A 17,071-nucleotide genomic window follows, 5' to 3' on the forward strand; every position below is an offset into this window, starting at 1 on the left:
CCGGCGCCGCGGGTGACCGGCCCCGTCGGTACCGTGGCGGACATGAATTCGCTGATGCACCGGATCCTGGATATCGCGCCGGTCTGGGTGTACCTCGTCGTCGCGCTGCTGGTGTTCGCCGAGGACGCGATCTTCGTCGGCTTCGTCATTCCCGGCGAGACGGCCGCGGTGCTCGGCGGCGTCGCCGCCAGCCAGGGCCACGTGCAGTTGTGGCTGATGATCGTGCTCGTGATCGCCGCCGCGATCATCGGCGACAGCGTCGGCTACGAGGTCGGCAAGCGGGTGGGCCCGAAACTGTTGCAGGCCCGGATGCTGGACCGCCACCGCGGCCGCCTCGACAGCGCCCAGGACTACCTGGCCCGCCGCGGCGGCTGGGCGGTGTTCCTGGGCCGGTTCACGGCCTTCTTCCGGGCCATGATGCCGGCGCTGGCGGGCACCTCCCGTATGCCGTACCGCCGCTTCCTGATCTTCAACGCGATCGGCGGAATCGTGTGGGGCGCAATCTTCGTGGTGCTCGGCTTCGTCGCGGGACAGTCCTACGAGGCGGTCGCCAAGACGGTCGGCCGGGATCTGGCCCTGGGCGCGGCCGCGATCGTGGTGGTCGCCCTGATCGTGTGGAAGCTGCGGGAACGCCGCCGCGAGCGCTCCTTCGAGGCCGACTACGAGGTGTCCCATGCCGGCCCGATGACCCCCGAGACCGACTGATTCCCAGCGATCTCCCAGGGAACGCCGCGGCCGTACCGCGCATACTGGGGCCGTGGTTCGGATCGACGCACCGCTGCAACTGAGCGGACTGGTGAGCGCCTGGCGGTGGGACGCCTCGACGGCGCTGGTCGTCGCGCTGCTGGGCTTCGCCTACGCGTCCTGCTTCGTGCGGGGCCGCCGACGCGGGGAACAGCTTCCGGTGATCCGGGCGGTGTACTTCGGCGTCGCCGGGCTGGGCGTGTGGCTGTACACCGGCCTCGGGATGCCCGGGGTGTATTCGGACACCTTGTTCTGGGTGCGCGCGCTGCAGGTGCTGTTGCTGCTGTACGTGGTGCCGTTCGCGCTCGCGGCCGGAGCGCCGTTCACCGTGTTGCGCGCGGCGCTCGGCGAGGCGGGGCGGAAACGCCTGGACGCCATGCTGTCCGGCGACGTGGCCCGGCTGCTCACCCATCCGGCCACCGCGTCGATGCTGATCCTGCTGCTGCCGTGGGCGCTGTTCCTCTCGCCCTGGTACGAGGCGGTGCTGCGGCACGGCGCGGTCGACGCGGTCACGCGAATTCTGGTGGTGGCCATCGGGTTTCTGTACTTCTACTCCCGCTTGCAGATCGATCCGGTGCCGCGGCATTTCACGCAGGGGCTGTCGCTGCTCATCACGGTCGGCGAATCGCTCGCCGACGGCATCCTGGGCATCGTGTTGTGGCTCGGCCCGCTCGTCGCCGCCGGGTACTACGGTTCGCTCGGCCGCACCTGGGGACCTGATGTCCGCCTGGATCAGACGATCGGCGCGGGCATTCTGTGGCTGCTCGGGGATCTGCTCGGATTGATCTACTCCCTGGTCGTGATGCGGCGTTTCGCCGACGACGAGCAGCGGGAGGCGGGTGCGCTGGACGCCGAACTCGATGCCGTCGAGGCCGAGGAGCCGGTCTCCACGGGCCTGTGGTGGGAGCACGATCCGCAGTTGCGGGAACGCTTCCGCCGCTGATCGCGCGGGCCCAATTGTGGCCCGCGTCACCAGTTCTGACACTGAGTGATGTTCGCTATCAAAGGAACATTTCTGGCTATTCCTCAGTACTTTCTTATTGGACGCTCGATCAGGGAAGCTCGAACTGCGTCCCTTCCGATCTTCCGGGCCAACCCGGTGGAAGCCCGCCCGTAAGAAAGCCAGAAGTCATGCAGTTCAGCAAATTCACCGCCACCTCAGCGCTGGTTATCTCGGCCCTCGGCATCACCGCCGGTGTCGCCTACGCCGACCCCGCCCCGGCTCCGGCGCCCGTTCCGGTTCTGCCCTCGCTGATCGACGGCGTGAACCAGGGCATCGACCAGGTGGCCCCCGCCATCCATTGGAACGCCCGCATCGAGGGCGACGCCATCGTCGTCGATACCGACAAGGGCTCGATGACCACCGACAACGGCCAGCTCCAGGTGCGCGACGACAACGGCATCGTCGTCGCCGCGGTCCCGCTGTCGTACACCGTCGACGATCTCGACTACCCGATCCAGGCCGGTGTCGAGGGCCTGCGCGCCACCCTGACCCCGAATACCGATCGGGCTGCCGCGCGCCCGGCCAACCTGCCGCTGCACGAGGTCACCAGCGACCACCAGGCCAGCTTCGATGACGCCGTCTCGGCCGCGGCCACCCAGTTCGGCCTGGCCACCGCCATCGGCACCCTGGTCGGCACCGTCATCGGCGGCACCCTCGGCTTCCTGATCGGCGGCCTCGCGGGTGGCGGCGTGCTGTCCATCCCCGGCGCCCTCGCCGGCGCCGCGACGGGTATCACCCTGGGTGGGGCGGCCGGTCTGGTGCTGGTCGGCGTCCCCGCGGCGATCATCGTCGGCATCATCTTCTTCAACCGCGTCAACAACCCGGCTGAGCAGTAACCGGTAGTTCGCGCATCGCGGCCCGCGACCATGCCTCTCCATGAGGGTGTGACGCGGGTCGCTTCGTGTTCTGGGAAGTTGCTCAGATCACCGAACAGATGATCGGCAAACACCGTCTTTACGCAAAACATACGTTCAGGACCGTTTTCGCCACGATTTGGCAACAAATAGGCAACATTTGCTGACTTATCTTGTCTCGGGTGCTCGATGAGGACCTCGCTCCCGTGAGGGAAGCGCCCAGTCAAGAAAGCGACGAAAAGTAATGCGTTTCAAGAAGTTTGCTGCCACCTCGGCTCTCGCCATCGCGGCCGTCGGCATCTCCGCCGGTACCGCCGATGCCGCCCCGGCCGCCGCCCCCGAGGGCATCCACTGGGATACCAAGATCGAGGGTGCTTCCGTCGTTCTGAAGACTGACGCGGGCTCGCTGACCACCGAGAACGGTCAGTTCCAGGTGCGCGCCGCCGATGGCGCGGTCGTCACCCAGTTCCCGCTGAGCTACGTGACCGGCGATGTGGCCCACCCGGTCGCCGCCCAGATCGACGGCAACACCGCGACCCTCACCCCGAACCTGGACCCGGCCGCCGCCTTCCCCGCCCCGGCGCTGCCCGCTCCCGCCCTGCACAGTGTCGCCAGCCAGGCTGATCAGGACGCCGCCATGTCGGCCGCGGTCAACCAGTTCGGTCTGTCCACCTCCATGGGCACCCTGCTCGGCACCGTCATCGGTGGTGTCGCGGGTTGCGCCATCGGCGCCGCGGGCGGTGCGATCGCCGGTGTCGTGATCATGTCCGTGCCGACCGGTATCGCGGGCTGTGTCGCCGGCGCGGCCATCGGCATCCCGCTGGGCGCCGCGTCGGGTCTGGTGCTGACCGGTGTGCCCGCGGCCATCGCGGTCGGCATCGGCCTCTACAACCGCATGACCGCTCCGGACTCCGCCCCGGCGAACTGAGGCGGTAGCTCCGCCGGTCGCGACCACAGGCCGGCGGGCGAACACAATTCGGTCCGGATCGCGTGCAGGGCGATCCGGACCGAATGTCGTTGTGGGGCTACGCGACTAGCGCGGGCGACGCGACAGGATGGAGTCGCGGATCAGGATGATCGCGAGGCCCGCCGCGAACAGCACGAGCGAGACGTAGCCGATATTGCCGGTACCCGACGAGCTGCCCTGCTGGTTCTCGAACAGCATGGTCAGCAGGATCACGACGACGACCCAGCCGGCGATGCGGAAGGTCCGGCGGGACTCGCCGCTCCAGCCCCACGCTGCGGACGGAACCTCGGCGGTGTCGACCTTGGTGACGACCTCAGAGGGGTGCGCGGGTTCCAGTTCCGTGGCGGCCACTGTGGCTCCTTTACGGCTCGAATCGATTGCTGGCCAATATCGTGACATACGACCCAGCGTCGTAGCGACCAGGGGGCGGGGGACAATAAGTGCGTGTCCGACGTTGTGAGAGTTCTGCTGCTGGGCAGCACCGGTTCGATTGGTACGCAGGCACTGGAGGTGATCGCCGCCAATCCCGACCGCTTCGAAGTGGTGGGACTCGCGGCCCGCGGGGGTAACACCGAACTACTGGCGAGCCAGATCGCGGCCACCGGCACCACCAATGTGGCGGTCGCCGACGAGGCCGCGGCTGCGGAACTCGGTGTGGCGCTGGCCGGTCCGGACGCCGCGACCGAGCTGGTCCGCCGCACCGACGCGGACGTGGTGCTCAACGCGCTGGTCGGCTCGCTCGGGCTGGAACCCACCCTGGCCACCCTGGAGTCGGGGCGGCGGCTCGCCCTGGCCAACAAGGAGTCCCTGGTGGCGGGCGGTTCGCTGGTGACGCGGGCGGCCACGCCGGGGCAGATCGTGCCGGTGGACTCCGAGCATTCGGCGCTGGCCCAGTGCCTGCGCGGCGGGCGCGCCGACGAGGTGTCGAAGCTGGTGCTCACCGCCTCGGGCGGCCCGTTCCGGGGCTGGACCACCGAGATGCTGGAGTCGGTGAATCCGTCCGAGGCCAAGACCCATCCGACCTGGTCCATGGGTCCGATGAACACGCTCAATTCGGCGTCGCTGGTGAACAAGGGCCTCGAGCTGATCGAGACGCACCTGCTGTTCGGCATCGGCTACGACGACATCGACGTCACCGTGCACCCGCAGTCGATCGTCCACTCCATGGTCACCTTCAAGGACGGCTCGACCCTGGCCCAGGCCAGCCCGCCCGATATGAAGCTGCCCATCGCGCTGGCCCTCGGCTGGCCGGACCGGGTGCCCGGCGCGGCCGCCGCCTGCGACTTCTCCACCGCCTCGACCTGGACTTTCGAACCCGTCGACAACGAGGTGTTCCCGGCCGTCGAGCTGGCCCGCAGCGCCGGTAAGGCCGGTGGCTGCGTGACCGCGGTCTACAACGCCGCCAACGAGATCGCGGTGCAGGCGTTCCTCGACGGTCTCATCCGATTCCCCGACATCGTGCGAACCGTTGCGCGCGTCGTGGAGTCCGCCGACCGCTGGGCCGCCGAACCCGGTAGCTTGGACGAGGTGCTCGCGGCCGATACGTGGGCGCGCGACACCGCTCGCACGATCGTGCGCGGCTGACTGCAGGAGAGGGCTCGTAACCGGATGGTCTACGCGATCGGCTTCGCACTGTTCGCCCTCGGGATCACGGCCTCGGTCGCCCTGCACGAATGCGGTCACATGTGGACCGCGCAGGCCACCGGCATGAAGGTGCGGCGCTACTTCATCGGTTTCGGGCCCAAGATCTTCTCGTGGCGGCGCGGCGAGACCGAGTACGGTCTCAAGGCGCTGCCGCTGGGCGGCTTCTGCGATATCGCGGGCATGACCGCCCTCGACGAGCTCGAGCCCGAGGATCTGGACCGGGCCATGTACCGGCAGGCCACCTGGAAGCGCCTGCTGGTCATGTCCGGCGGCATCCTGATGAACTTCCTCATCGGCTACATCCTCATCGTGATCCTGGCCGTCGGCTGGGGCCTGCCCCGCTTCGACCAGCCCGCGGAAACCCAGCTCGGCAAGCTCGGCTGCGTCTCCGACATGACCGCCGACCAGAAGCTGATCGACTGCACCGGCACCGGCCCCGCTCAGTCGGCCGGACTCCAGCAGGGCGACAAGGTCACCAAGGTCAATGACGTCCCGATCACGACGTGGAAGGAATTCCGCGCCGAGACCGAGAAGCAGACCGGCCCCTTCACCTACACCTTCGAACGCGACGGCAAGACCATGACCGCCCCGGTCACCCCGAAGATGGCGGTCGTCTACCCGGAGAAGAACGGCGCCCCCAAGACGGTCGCCAAGGTCGGCGTCGGCCAGGACTTCTACGGCCCGGTGCAGTACAACGTCCTCTCTGCCATCCCCGCCGCCGGCGCCTTCACCGGCCAGATCGCGGTCCGCACCGTCGAGTCCCTCGCCCAGATGCCGTCCAAGGTCGTCGACCTCTGGCACGCCGTCACCGGCGGCACCCGCGACCCGGAAACCCCCGTCTCGGTCTACGGCGCCTCCAAGATCGGCGGCGAAACCGCCGAACACGGCCTCTGGTCCATGTTCATCCTCACCCTGGCCAGCCTGAACTTCTTCCTCGGCGCCTTCAACCTGCTGCCGTTGCTGCCCTTGGACGGCGGCCACATGGCCGTGGTCATCTACGAGAAGCTCCGCAACCTCTTCCGCAACCGCAAGGGCCTCCCCGACGGCGCCCCCGTCGACTACCTGAAGCTCTTGCCCGCCACCTACGTCGTGGTCGTCCTCGGCGGCGCGTACATGATCCTTACCTTGGTCGCCGACATCGTGAATCCGGTGAAGCTCTTCCCGTAGTTCGCCTGAAAAGGCCGAACGAATTCGGCTGTTACCTATCCGCGTGGCGGTCTCGGCCCGCACCATTGGATGAGAGTGAAGCGCGCTCGAGGATAGTCAGTGCACCGTGCTGTGGTCAGGTTCCATCGCCGACACAGATAAGGACAGCCGATGATTCCGATCGACGGCGGCGTAATGCGTGCTATCGCACCACATTTCACCGGCCAGGCGGGGGTCCGGCAAGCCCAGATCATCGCCGAGGTCGCTCCGGTCCTGCAATCGACGCTGGAGAGCTTCGACATCACGACCTCGCTGCGGATCGCGCATTTCCTCGCGCAGACCTGCCACGAGTCGGCCGGCTACCGCACCACCGAGGAGTTCGCCAGCGGCGACCAATACGAGGGGCGCGTCGACCTGGGCAACATTCACCCCGGCGACGGCCGCCGCTACAAGGGCCGGGGCCTGCTGCAGCTCACCGGCCGGGCCAACTACCGCACCTACGGGGAAGCGCTCGGCGTCGACCTGGAAGGCAATCCGCTGCGGGCCGCCGAACCGGCACTCTCGCTGCGGATCGCGTGTGAGTACTGGAAACGGCACAAGATCAATCCGGATTGCGACCGCGACGACATCATCACCGTGACCAAGAAGATCAACGGCGGCCTCAACGGGCTGGCCGATCGCCGAACACTGCTCGCGAGGGCGAAGAGCGAGCTGGCCCGCATCGAGGCGCATCGGATTGACGGCCGACATCCCGACCCCCGTCCGGTATTGCACCGGGGTTCGGTGGGCGAGGCGGTCGGCGCACTGCAGACCTTGCTCCGGACGTTCGGCTTCGAATTGGCGATCGACCAGGATTTCGGACCCGCCACCGAGCTCGCCGTGAAGGAGTTCCAGCGCGCCCACGGTCTGACGGTCGACGGGATTGTCGGCCCGAAGACGTGGGATGCGCTCGACCCCCGGCGGGACCCCGCCGAGGACCCGAACTTCCCGCGAATTCGCGCCTACCGATCATCGGACGATCCCGAATGGCCGGCCTACTGGTCGATTGAGCCCACCGAAAGGGACTTCGCCGCGATCGCCGCACAGGAGGCCCGATAATGCCCATAGACCTCACCGACTATGCCCACACCGCCGCCGACCGCGGCTGGGGCAGCGGCTGGCCCAACTGTGTCGCCGGCTCGGACCTGGCCACCGTGGTGTCCGCACGGTCCGGTACCAGCCTCGCGGTCCGCAAAGCACTGGCGGTGCTGGTGGACACGCTGGTCGACTGGACCGAGCGCCCCGAGGGCGGCAACTACCGGCTGAAGCCCGAACAGTGCGGCGGATTCAACTGCCGTCCCATCGACAACACCAGTGTCGCCTCCAACCACTCCTGGGCCATCGCGGTGGACCTGAACTGGAAGGACAACCCGTTCAGCTTCGACCCCCAGCACACCGTGACCGACCTGGTGGCCACGGTATGGAAGTGGTACGGATTCGCGTGGGGCGGCAACTACCACGGCAAGAAGGACTGGATGCACTTCGAGTTCATGGGAACCCCGGCCGACGCGGCCGAACGCACCCAGGCCGCCCTGGTGGACCTGGCCGTCGGCGCGGTCCCCGGGCTACCGCTGAACCTGGACAGCGCCGGCCCGGCGGTGGCCATGCTCCAGGCGCGCCTCGACCGCGACTTCCCCGATTTCGCCCACCTGGTCGTCGACGGTGACTACGGCCCCAAGACGAAAACAGCCGTCCGGGAGTTCCAACACCGTGCCGGCTTGGCCGAAACCGGTGACGCCGACCGAATCACCCTCGAGAAGCTGGGTCTGGTGTCCCCATAGAAACCCCGCAACCGTTGCGCCTGAGGGCATATCGGGTGCGGCGTCGGCGAGGGCATGCTCGAATCGGAGCCGCGGTTCTGCGGCGTTCGGTTTGTCGGAACTGGCTCTCAGGGCCGCACCTGGGAGATTTCGCGCAGCAGGTCGCGGCAGAGGCGGTCGGCTCGGCGGGTGGTCTCGGGCTGGCGGAATTCGGGGGTCAGGGCGAGGACCTGGGCGCATGCGGTGTCCAGGTCGATGAGATGGCCTACCGAGACGAAGACGGGTTTGACGCCGGTGCGGGTGCGCAGGGCGCGGCCGACCGGGTCGTCGTCGATGGTGATGACGCTGGAGGAGCCGCGTTCGGGGGCGGGTTCGGTGTAGTCGCCCCAGGCGTTCTTGGCGACGCCCACGGTGGGGATTCCGGTCAGGAGGCCGAGGTGGCAGGCGAAGCCGAAGCGGCGGGGGTGGGCCAGGCCCTGGGCGTCGCAGATGATCAGATCCGGTGTGGTGGTGAGGGTTTCGAGGGCGGCGACGGTGGTGGGGAGTTCTCGGAAGGCGAGCAGGCCGGGGACGTACGGAAATGCCGTGGTGCCGCGGGCGGTGGCGGTTTCGAGGGTGTCCAGGGTGGTTGCGTCGAGAACGACGATGGCGGCGGCCACATTTCCCTGGTCGTCGTAGGCGGAATCGAGGCCGGCAACCGTCCGGAACTGCGGTGGCCGGGGATTCGCGGCGATGACCGCGCTGCGCAGCCGATCTTGAAGTGCCACTGCCTGTTCCGGTGTGGACGGCCAGTCGCCGGGATTCGCTACCTTCACTTCTCGGAGCGTAAACCTTCGCGTCGATTGCAACGAATATGGACTGTAGGTCCCGGCCGCTTCCGAGTCCCGCTTCCGGCGCGGGTACCGTTGTCGCCGCCGTCACAGGGCGACCGGTATTCGAGCCTCGGTAAGCTCGGAGCCGGTAAGGGTGAGGAATCAGTGGAAAGTAGGCAGCCGATCGTGAGCAGTGCCATCGCATTGGGGATGCCGGCCGCACCGGCGGCCGTCCTCGCACCACGGCGTAAAACGCGCCAGCTGATGGTGGGCAATGTCGGAGTGGGGAGCGAGTTCCCCGTCTCGGTTCAGTCGATGACCACCACCAAGACCCATGACATCAACGCCACCCTCCAGCAGATCGCGGAGCTGACCGCGTCCGGCTGCGACATCGTGCGTGTCGCCTGCCCGCGTCAGGAGGACGCGGACGCGCTGGCGACCATCGCCAAGAAGTCGCAGATCCCCGTGATCGCCGACATCCACTTCCAGCCGCGCTACATCTTCGCCGCCATCGACGCCGGGTGCGCCGCGGTCCGCGTCAACCCCGGCAACATCAAGGAGTTCGACGGCCGCGTCAAGGAGGTCGCCAAGGCGGCCGGTGACGCCGGTATCCCGCTGCGCATCGGCGTCAACGCCGGTTCGCTGGACAAGCGGCTGCTCGAGAAGTACGGCAAGGCCACCCCCGAGGCGCTGGTCGAGTCCGCGCTGTGGGAGGCGGGCCTGTTCGAGGAGCACGGCTTCGGCGACATCAAGATCTCGGTCAAGCACAACGACCCGGTGATCATGGTCGAGGCCTACCGCCAGCTCGCCGCCCAGTGCGACTACCCGCTGCACCTGGGCGTGACCGAGGCCGGTCCGGCGTTCCAGGGCACCATCAAGTCCGCCGTCGCCTTCGGCGCGCTGCTCAGCGAGGGCATCGGCGACACCATCCGCGTCTCGCTCTCGGCCCCGCCCGCCGAGGAGATCAAGGTCGGCTCGCAGATCCTGCAGTCGCTGAACCTGCGCCCCCGCAAGCTGGAGATCGTCTCCTGCCCGTCCTGCGGTCGCGCCCAGGTCGACGTCTACACCCTCGCCAACGCGGTCTCCGCGGGCCTCGAGGGCATGGAGGTCCCGCTGCGCGTGGCCGTGATGGGCTGCGTCGTGAACGGCCCCGGTGAGGCCCGCGAGGCCGACCTGGGTGTCGCCTCCGGCAACGGCAAGGGCCAGATCTTCGTCAAGGGTGAGGTCATCAAGACCGTGCCCGAGCACCTCATCGTCGAGACCCTCATCGAGGAGGCCCTGCGCATCGCCGAGGAGATGGGCGACGAGGCAGGTTCCGGCGCCCCGGTGGTCACCGCGGGCTGACCCACCCCGATCGACACGGCCCGGCCCGCGCGAGATTCGCGCAGGACCGGGCCGTCGCCGTCTCCGATCCCCCTGGGCGCGTGATATTTTCGCTGGTCGCCGGGCGGCTGGTGGCAATCTTGCGGCGCGCGGCGGGAAGTTCTGGCAGGCTGTGAGCGTGCGGAGTGTGCTGGAGCCGACTCGCCGGGGCCGGATGTCCGGGGCCCGTCAGCTCGCGAACCGCGACCTGACGCAGGTTCTGCGTGTGCTCGACACCGATCCCGTGGCGACCTGCATGGTGGCCGCGCGCCTGCAGGAGTTCGGACTGGATCAGCGCGGCGTCTACGGCGAACTGTGGAGCCGCGGCGGCCCGGAGGATTCGCTGTGCTTCTCGGGGGCGAATCTGGTGCCGCTGCGCGGCGGCCGCGAGGATTTGCGCGCCTTCGCGGAGAAGGCGATCAAGAATCCGCGGATCTGCTCGTCGGTGGTGGGGCGACGCGAGCTGACGCTGCCGCTGTGGGAGTTGCTGGCCGGGCACTGGGGGCCGCCGCGGGAGCTGCGCGCGGATCAGCCGCTGCTCGCGCTGGATCGGCCCGCGGGCATCGCCCCGGATTTGCGGGTGCGCCGGGTGCGGCCCGAGGAGATCGACCGGTATCTGGTGGCGGCGATCGCCATGTTCACCGAGGAGATCGGCGTCGACCCGCGGAGCGGGGACGGCGGGCGCAGTTATCGCCGCCGGGTGGCGGGACTCATCGAATCCGGCCGGGCCTGGGCGCGTTTCGAGGACGGCGAGGTCGTCTTCAAGGCGGAGGTCGGCGCGTTGTCGCGACGTACCGGGCAGATTCAGGGCGTATGGGTCCATCCGGACAAACGCGGCGAAGGGTACGGGACCTCCGGGACCGCCGCCGTGGCCAATGTGGTGGTGTCCTCGGGGCGCACGGCCAGCCTGTATGTCAACTGCTACAACGAGGTTGCGCGCCGCGCGTACGCGAAGGTCGGTTTCCGGCAGATCGGCACATTCGCGACAGTGCTGCTGGATTGACCGAAATTTCGAGCGCGGGGTGGCGGAGCGGGATATCGGCGTGAAATCCGTTCCGGTGCAGTGTGTCGCACCGGTTTGCCAGTAGTTGGCTCCTAGCATCGGATCCGATGTCAACTCGGGTCTTCTCCACGCTGATCGCCGCCGCGGTCGCGGTCGCCGCGGCCGGCTGCTCCTCGGGTCCCCAGGGTCCCGCCCAGGCCGCCGAGGCCTTCGTCTCCGATTTCGCCGACCACGATGTGGACGCGGCCGCCGACCGCACCAGCCAACCCGAAAAGGCCCGTGCCGCACTCGGTTCGGCATGGGACCAGTTGCAGGCGGAGAAGCTGGTGGCGACCACCGGCGCGGCGCGGATCACCGGCGACACCGCCATCGTCGACTACACCTACGAATGGCATCTGCCCAAGGACCGCGTCTGGACCTACCAGGGGCAGTTGCAGATGGGCCGCGCCGGCGGCCAGTGGCAGGTGCGCTGGTCGGCCGCCGACATCCATCCGCAGCTGGGCAATACCCAGACGCTGCAACTGCGTTCGAATCCGGCGCCGCGGGCCCGGGTGAACGAACGTTCCGGCGGGGACGTGCTGGTGCCGGGCGCGCTGTATCGGGTGCAGTTCAAACCGTCCGCTTCGTCTGATCCGAACGGCGTCAGCATCGCGCTCGCGAATGCGTTGCGCCGCTTCGACGAGAAGATCGACGCCGCCACGCTGCTGCGGACCGCGCGCCGCGCCGACGGCCCCTACACGGTGGCCCAGCTCTCGGAATGGGAGTTCGGCGAGGTCAATTCGGTCCTCATGGGCTTGTCCGGGGTCACCTTCAACAAGGAGTTCGACCTGGTCCCCACCGACCGCCACTTCGCCCCGGATCTCATGACCCAGATCCGCAAGACCGTCATCGACGAGGTGGACGGCAAGGCGGGCTGGAGCGTGGTGACCGTCAACGCCAACGGCGTCGACACCGACGTGCTGGAGGAGGTGGATCCGCAGACCTCCCCGTCGTTCTCGCTGAGTGTCGACCGCTACGTCCAGAATGCCGCGCAGCACGCGGTGGACGTCCGCAAGGAGCAGGCCATGATGGTCGTGGTGCAGCCCTCGACGGGCGCGATCCTGGCGGTCGCCCAGAACGAGGCGGCCGACAAGGACGGTCCGGTGGCCGCGACCGGTCTGTACCCGCCGGGTTCGACGTTCAAGACGGTGACCGCCGCCGCGGCCATGACCGCCGGCCACGCCACCCCCGACACGGTGGTCCCGTGCCCGAGTCAGATCGTGGTGGGGGAGCGCACGATTCCGAACTACGACCTGTTCAGTGTCGGCAGCGTGGCCATGGCGACCGCCTACGAGCGGTCCTGCAACACGTCCTTCGCCAAGCTGGCCTCCGAACTCGAGGGCGACGATCTACGCACGGCCGCGGCCGCGCTCGGCCTCGGTCTGGACTACACGATCGCGGGCCTGCCGACGGCCTCGGGTTCGGTGCCCGCCGACCACGATCTGGTGCAGCGCGCCGAGGACGGCATCGGGCAGGGCAAGGTGCTGGCCAGTCCGTTCGGGATGGCGTTGGTGGCGGCGACGGTCGCGCACGGTTCGGCGCCGACGCCGTATCTGATCGCGGGTCATCAGACCCAGGTGTCGGGGGACCGGCCGCAGTTGAAGCCGGAGGTGATCGACGGTCTGCGGTTGATGATGCGCAAGGTGGTGCTCGGCGGTACGGCAGAGCGCATCGTCGATCAGGGTGAGGTGTACGGGAAGACCGGTGAGGCCGAGGTGGACGGCGGTTCGCATTCGTGGTTCATCGGGTACCGCGGTGATCTGGCCTGGGCCACCCTGGTGGTGCGAGGAGGCAGTTCCGACAATGCCGTGGCGGTGACCCGCGATATGGTCGCGGCCCTGCCTACCGGGTATTGAGGCTGCCTGTCGGTGTTCTCGAGGCGAGTTCTGGGTCGGTGAGTACTCGGGAGTGAAGTCAGCGCCCGGTGTAGCGGCCGTCGACCTTCACGCATGCGGCGGACTGGATCTCACCGACGTTGTCGGTCACGAATCGCTGGTCGGCGAGGGTCCTGATGGGTGGTCCCTCGACGGATCCGTCACCGAGCATCTCGGTGACACCGGCGCCCGCGAGAATCATGCCCGCGGTGGTGACTAGCAAAAGGGCCGAGCGCTTCATATCCCGCTCCCTTGTTTTTGGGATGAGTAAGGAGACCCGAACGGTGTGGATTCGGTGATCCGGTCCTCGATGAGAGGTTGGCTGATTGTTTGCCGATGAAGAAAACGGTAATCGGTGACGTATGCCGAGGCAAGGCGCAAATGTGCTGCCGCACTCCGCTTGTGGCGAAGAACGGCAGGTTGCGGCGACTATCCGACCGTAAAGTTCACTTTCAGTTCGTGCGCTGCAGGGTTGCGGCCAGATGGTGCGTGAGAGGTTGCTCGACGGCAGCCATGCGCAAGGAGTAGTCGAGAGTGTCGCCTGTGACGGAGATGGTCCGGCCCAGCGCGGTCACCGACTTCGCGGTGCTGCTCATCCCGATCGAGGTGGAGTCGAGTTCCAGGCGCAGCTCGCCGTCCTCGCTGACCAGCCGGCCCTCGCAGATCTCGGTGATGCCGGTGGGGTGGGCCAGGATCAGTTCGATCCGATCGTCTGGCAGCGCGCGCAGATAGCCGGTCTCACTGTGCATGGGACGGCTGCCGTCGGCGGCGCGGGTGCGCTGCCGGTAGGTCAGGAAGGGGCGGCCGACATGGCCGAAGTGCACTTCCTCCAGGTACTCGAACGAGTCGATGGTCGGGTATTCGCCGCGGCCGCGGCCGCGCCACGTGCCCAGCAGCGGGGCCAGGTGGGCGATATCGGGGTGGGGCGCGACGGTGGTTTCGGGTTCGAGCACGGCGGACAGCTTAATCCGCCGCCCGCGTCGCCGGGGGAGGTCGGGGCACTCGCGCGCCGACTTTCCGGATAGGGGTATTGATCTTTCAGCTGCGGCTTGCCCGCCGATAGCCGTAGCCGGCGGGGACGGCGAACACGATGATCAACCCGAGCGACCACATGACCGTCTTGAGCAGCGGCCCGGCGACCGGACCGCCCGCGGCCAGCGCCCGCATCGTGTCGACCGCCACCGACATGGGCTGATGCTCGACCACCGGTTGGATCCACTGGGGGTAGGCCGCGAGCGGCACGAAGCCGGTGCTGAAGAACATGAGCAGCGAGGACAGCAATGCGACCGCCTCGACCAGGGCGGCCTTGGCGGTGAAGACCGCGATGGCGGTGACCATGGTGGCGAAGGCCAGCCCGAACAGCACCGGAATGCCCAGGAACGCGAGCGCCTGCCAGGGACCCCGCTGGAAGCGGAAGCCGAGCGCCATGCCGAAGCAGATGATGACCACGGTTCCCGCGAAGATCCGGATCCCTTCGGCGATGATCCGCGCGGCCAGTCCGGAGGCGCGGTGCACGGGCAGCACCCAGAAGCGGGCCAGGATCCCCGCCTCGCGTTCCCGGCCGAGCATGACGCCACTGGCCACCGTCCCCGACAGCGCGCCGACCAGGGTCACCATGGGCGTGGATCCGTACAGGGCGCTGTGCCCGGAGAACTTCTCGATCTGCGAGCCCACCACGATGTCGAGCATGAGCAGCAGCAGGCACGGCACGACGAGGGTTTCGAGCAGGGTGACCGGGTCGCGCACCCAGCGGGTCAGCAGCCGCTGGGTCTGAATCCAGGTGTGCCGCAACAAGGCCGGGGCGGAGCCTTCGCCGAACAGGAGGGTGTCGGTGGCTTCGGGGTGTGCGAGGGTGGCCATCACGACCTCTTCAGGTTCTGCCGGGCGATGAAGTAGCAGGACACGGCGACGGTGCCGACGAGCCACAGCGCCGTCGGCATCATCAGTGACCAGGTGACCGGGTGCGCTTTGCCGCCCGGGTCGCCGCCGAGTGCGCGCAGCGCCTCGGCGAATTGCGAGACCGGCTGGTTGCGGACGAAACCCTGTACCCAGTGTGGGAATTGGTGGGCGGGGGCCAGGCCGGTGGAGAGCATGCCGAGGATCAGCGGTGGCAGCACCAGCATCTGGGTGGTGGCCTCGGGGCTGCGGGTGGCGGTGCCGATGGCGTCGGCGCCGAGGCAGAAGTTGATGCCGATGAGCAGGCCGAGCACCAGGAATCCCAGGGTGTGGGCGAAGCCGGCGGAGAACCGGAAGCCGATCACATAGGTGCTGATCACGCCCGCCACGAGACCGATGAGCAGCCGGAACACATTGGAGGCCATGCGCGCCGCGGCGGGCACGATGGGGTTCATGGGCATGGCGTCGAAGCGCCGGTCGAGTCCGGAGACGGCGTCGGTGGCGGCGCGGAAGGCGGCGGAGACGCCGGTGAACGCGCAGGCCTGCAGGATGACGATGGGCGCCATGAACTGCGCGTAGCTGCTGAATCCCAGTCCGGCGAAGGTCATCACGCGGTTGAGCGGGATGTAGAAGCTGGCGGTGAAGGTGACGGGTGCGGCGATGGCGGTGATGATCTCGCCGGTCTTGACCGAGGGCACGATCAGCCGCACGGTGAGCACCCACCATTGGGCGAGGGTGGCGGGTGTGGCGCGGACGTCGGTGAGCCACCCGGTGCGTGCGGCGGTGGCGGTGGCGGTCATGCCCGGGTCCGATCCTCGGCGGCGCGGTGGCGGCCGCCGTCGGCGCGGAGCCGGATCGAGGGTGAATCCTCTTCGGGTTCCTCGGCTTTGGGGATGTGCCCGGTGAGTTCGAGGAATACGTCGTCGAGGGAGGGCCGGCGCAGCGCGATGTCGACCAGTTCCAGTCCGGCCGCGTCGAGTCGTCGCAGCGCCTCGGCGAGGGTTTTCGCGCCTTCGGGCGCGGGGATGGCGAGCCGGTCCGAATCCTCGGTCAGCGCTTCGCGAACGGTGTCCGGGAGCAGGTCGCCGAGGGCGGTCATGAGGGCGGGCAGGTCTTCCAGGCGGAGCGGGACGATTTCGCAGTAGCTGCCGCCGGTGCGCGCCTTGAGTTCGTCGGCGGTGCCGGCGGCGATGACGAGGCCGTGGTCGATGACGATGATGCGGTCACACAGCGCGTCGGCTTCTTCGAGGTATTGGGTGGTGAGCAGGGTGGTGATGCCGTGTTTGCGGAATCCGCCGACCAGGTCCCAGACGCCTTGCCGGCTGCGGGGGTCGAGTCCGGTGGTGGGTTCGTCGAGGAACACTACTTCGGGTCGTACGACCAGTCCGCAAGCGATATCGATGCGTCGCCGCATGCCGCCGGAGTAGGTGCCGACGCGGCGTCCGGCGGCCTGGATGAGGTCGAATTCCTCGACGAGTTCGTCGGCGCGGGCGCGGGCGGCGCGTTTGCGCAGACCCATCAGGCGGCCGAACATGACGAGGTTCTCGTAGCCGGACAGGGCGTCGTCGAGGGCCGCGAACTGTCCGGTCAGCATGATCGAGCGGCGGACGGCGGCGGCGTCGGCGACGACGTCGTGCCCGGCGACCACCGCTCGCCCGGCGTCGGGTGCGATGAGGGTGGACAGGATGTTGACCATGGTGGTCTTGCCCGCGCCGTTGGGTCCCAGAATGCCCAGGACCTCGCCGGGTGCGGCCTTGAAGGTGACTCCGCGCAGTGCTTGGACCGCGCCGAAGGACTTCTCGACGCCTTCGACGACCACGCCGTCGACCGAGGTGTCCGCCGAGCTGGTGAGGGTGGCCGGTTCGGCGGCGGCGGGGGTGGCAGCCGGCTCGGCGGTGCCGGGGGTGGCCGGTTCGGCGGTGCCGAGG

Annotated in this window: 18 protein-coding genes; 11 read left to right on the forward strand and 7 right to left on the reverse strand. The window is 68.3% G+C overall.

Annotated features, from left to right (window positions below; genetic code table 11):
- Positions 1-42 precede the first annotated feature (42 nt).
- The 4 genes from ACFRAQ_RS20955 (at position 43) to ACFRAQ_RS20970 (ending at position 3,529) form a co-directional block, all read left to right on the forward strand.
- Positions 43-705 (forward strand): DedA family protein, encoded by a 663-nt coding sequence (locus tag ACFRAQ_RS20955; RefSeq protein WP_379101929.1) that lies wholly within the window; start codon positions 43-45, stop codon positions 703-705.
- A 52-nt stretch (positions 706-757) separates the two neighbouring features.
- On the forward strand, positions 758-1,687 hold the full coding sequence (locus tag ACFRAQ_RS20960) for a cytochrome c oxidase assembly protein (protein ID WP_379101931.1): 930 nt from the start codon (positions 758-760) through the stop codon (positions 1,685-1,687).
- 188 nt (positions 1,688-1,875) lie between these two features.
- A complete protein-coding gene (locus ACFRAQ_RS20965; RefSeq protein WP_379101933.1) occupies positions 1,876-2,583 on the forward strand; it encodes a hypothetical protein in 708 nt (235 codons plus the stop codon).
- A gap of 262 nt (positions 2,584-2,845) precedes the next feature.
- Positions 2,846-3,529: an ammonium transporter gene (locus ACFRAQ_RS20970; protein ID WP_379101935.1), complete on the forward strand. Its 684-nt coding sequence runs from the start codon at positions 2,846-2,848 to the stop codon at positions 3,527-3,529.
- 105 nt (positions 3,530-3,634) lie between these two features.
- On the opposite strand, the gene ACFRAQ_RS20975 is transcribed toward ACFRAQ_RS20970, so the two are convergent.
- Positions 3,635-3,919, reverse strand: a complete 285-nt coding sequence (locus tag ACFRAQ_RS20975) for a DUF2631 domain-containing protein (RefSeq protein ID WP_379101937.1) — start codon at positions 3,917-3,919, stop codon at positions 3,635-3,637.
- 93 nt (positions 3,920-4,012) lie between these two features.
- Between ACFRAQ_RS20975 and dxr the strand changes: the two genes are divergently transcribed.
- The 4 genes from dxr (at position 4,013) to ACFRAQ_RS20995 (ending at position 8,178) form a co-directional block, all read left to right on the forward strand.
- Complete coding sequence (gene dxr, locus ACFRAQ_RS20980; RefSeq protein ID WP_379101940.1) at positions 4,013-5,152, forward strand: 1-deoxy-D-xylulose-5-phosphate reductoisomerase; 1,140 nt, start codon at positions 4,013-4,015, stop codon at positions 5,150-5,152.
- A gap of 24 nt (positions 5,153-5,176) precedes the next feature.
- Positions 5,177-6,379, forward strand: a complete 1,203-nt coding sequence (locus tag ACFRAQ_RS20985; RefSeq protein ID WP_379101942.1) for a M50 family metallopeptidase — start codon at positions 5,177-5,179, stop codon at positions 6,377-6,379.
- Positions 6,380-6,529: 150 nt separating this feature from the next.
- Positions 6,530-7,456 (forward strand): peptidoglycan-binding protein, encoded by a 927-nt coding sequence (locus ACFRAQ_RS20990; protein ID WP_379101944.1) that lies wholly within the window; start codon positions 6,530-6,532, stop codon positions 7,454-7,456.
- On the forward strand, positions 7,456-8,178 hold the full coding sequence (locus tag ACFRAQ_RS20995; RefSeq protein WP_379101947.1) for a peptidoglycan-binding protein: 723 nt from the start codon (positions 7,456-7,458) through the stop codon (positions 8,176-8,178). Before ACFRAQ_RS20990 ends, ACFRAQ_RS20995 begins: the two co-directional genes overlap by 1 nt.
- A 107-nt stretch (positions 8,179-8,285) precedes the next feature.
- Here ACFRAQ_RS20995 and ACFRAQ_RS21000 read toward each other — a convergent pair whose 3' ends face one another.
- Positions 8,286-8,972: an endonuclease V gene (locus tag ACFRAQ_RS21000; protein ID WP_379101949.1), complete on the reverse strand. Its 687-nt coding sequence runs from the start codon at positions 8,970-8,972 to the stop codon at positions 8,286-8,288.
- Positions 8,973-9,179: 207 nt separating this feature from the next.
- Between ACFRAQ_RS21000 and ispG the strand changes: the two genes are divergently transcribed.
- The 3 genes from ispG (at position 9,180) to ACFRAQ_RS21015 (ending at position 13,229) form a co-directional block, all read left to right on the forward strand.
- The gene (ispG, locus tag ACFRAQ_RS21005; protein ID WP_379102210.1) at positions 9,180-10,313 is read left to right on the forward strand and encodes a flavodoxin-dependent (E)-4-hydroxy-3-methylbut-2-enyl-diphosphate synthase; all 1,134 of its coding nucleotides are present in this window, start codon (positions 9,180-9,182) and stop codon (positions 10,311-10,313) included.
- Positions 10,314-10,506: 193 nt separating this feature from the next.
- Positions 10,507-11,334, forward strand: a complete 828-nt coding sequence (locus ACFRAQ_RS21010; RefSeq protein ID WP_379102212.1) for a GNAT family N-acetyltransferase — start codon at positions 10,507-10,509, stop codon at positions 11,332-11,334.
- 107 nt (positions 11,335-11,441) lie between these two features.
- Positions 11,442-13,229 carry a penicillin-binding transpeptidase domain-containing protein gene (locus tag ACFRAQ_RS21015; protein WP_379101951.1) on the forward strand — a complete coding sequence of 596 codons (1,788 nt, stop codon included), beginning with the start codon at positions 11,442-11,444 and terminating at the stop codon, positions 13,227-13,229.
- A 58-nt stretch (positions 13,230-13,287) separates the two neighbouring features.
- Here the strand turns inward: ACFRAQ_RS21015 and ACFRAQ_RS21020 are convergent, their stop codons facing one another.
- The 5 genes from ACFRAQ_RS21020 to ACFRAQ_RS21040 all read right to left on the reverse strand — a co-directional run bounded on the left by ACFRAQ_RS21020 (position 13,288) and on the right by ACFRAQ_RS21040 (position 16,962).
- Entirely contained in the window at positions 13,288-13,488 is a 201-nt protein-coding gene (locus tag ACFRAQ_RS21020; RefSeq protein WP_379101953.1) for a hypothetical protein, read from the reverse strand.
- A 211-nt stretch (positions 13,489-13,699) separates the two neighbouring features.
- Positions 13,700-14,209 carry a peroxynitrite isomerase gene (locus ACFRAQ_RS21025; RefSeq protein ID WP_379102214.1) on the reverse strand — a complete coding sequence of 170 codons (510 nt, stop codon included), beginning with the start codon at positions 14,207-14,209 and terminating at the stop codon, positions 13,700-13,702.
- 76 nt (positions 14,210-14,285) lie between these two features.
- The gene (locus ACFRAQ_RS21030) at positions 14,286-15,107 is read right to left on the reverse strand and encodes an ABC transporter permease (RefSeq protein ID WP_379101955.1); all 822 of its coding nucleotides are present in this window, start codon (positions 15,105-15,107) and stop codon (positions 14,286-14,288) included.
- The gene (locus ACFRAQ_RS21035; protein WP_379101957.1) at positions 15,107-15,943 is read right to left on the reverse strand and encodes an antibiotic transporter; all 837 of its coding nucleotides are present in this window, start codon (positions 15,941-15,943) and stop codon (positions 15,107-15,109) included. Before ACFRAQ_RS21035 ends, ACFRAQ_RS21030 begins: the two co-directional genes overlap by 1 nt.
- Complete coding sequence (locus ACFRAQ_RS21040) at positions 15,940-16,962, reverse strand: ATP-binding cassette domain-containing protein (RefSeq protein WP_379102216.1); 1,023 nt, start codon at positions 16,960-16,962, stop codon at positions 15,940-15,942. Before ACFRAQ_RS21040 ends, ACFRAQ_RS21035 begins: the two co-directional genes overlap by 4 nt.
- Positions 16,963-17,071: the final 109 nt, after the last annotated feature.

Source organism: Nocardia sp. NPDC056611 (assembly GCF_042792755.1).
Classification (GTDB): Bacteria; Actinomycetota; Actinomycetes; order Mycobacteriales; family Mycobacteriaceae; genus Nocardia.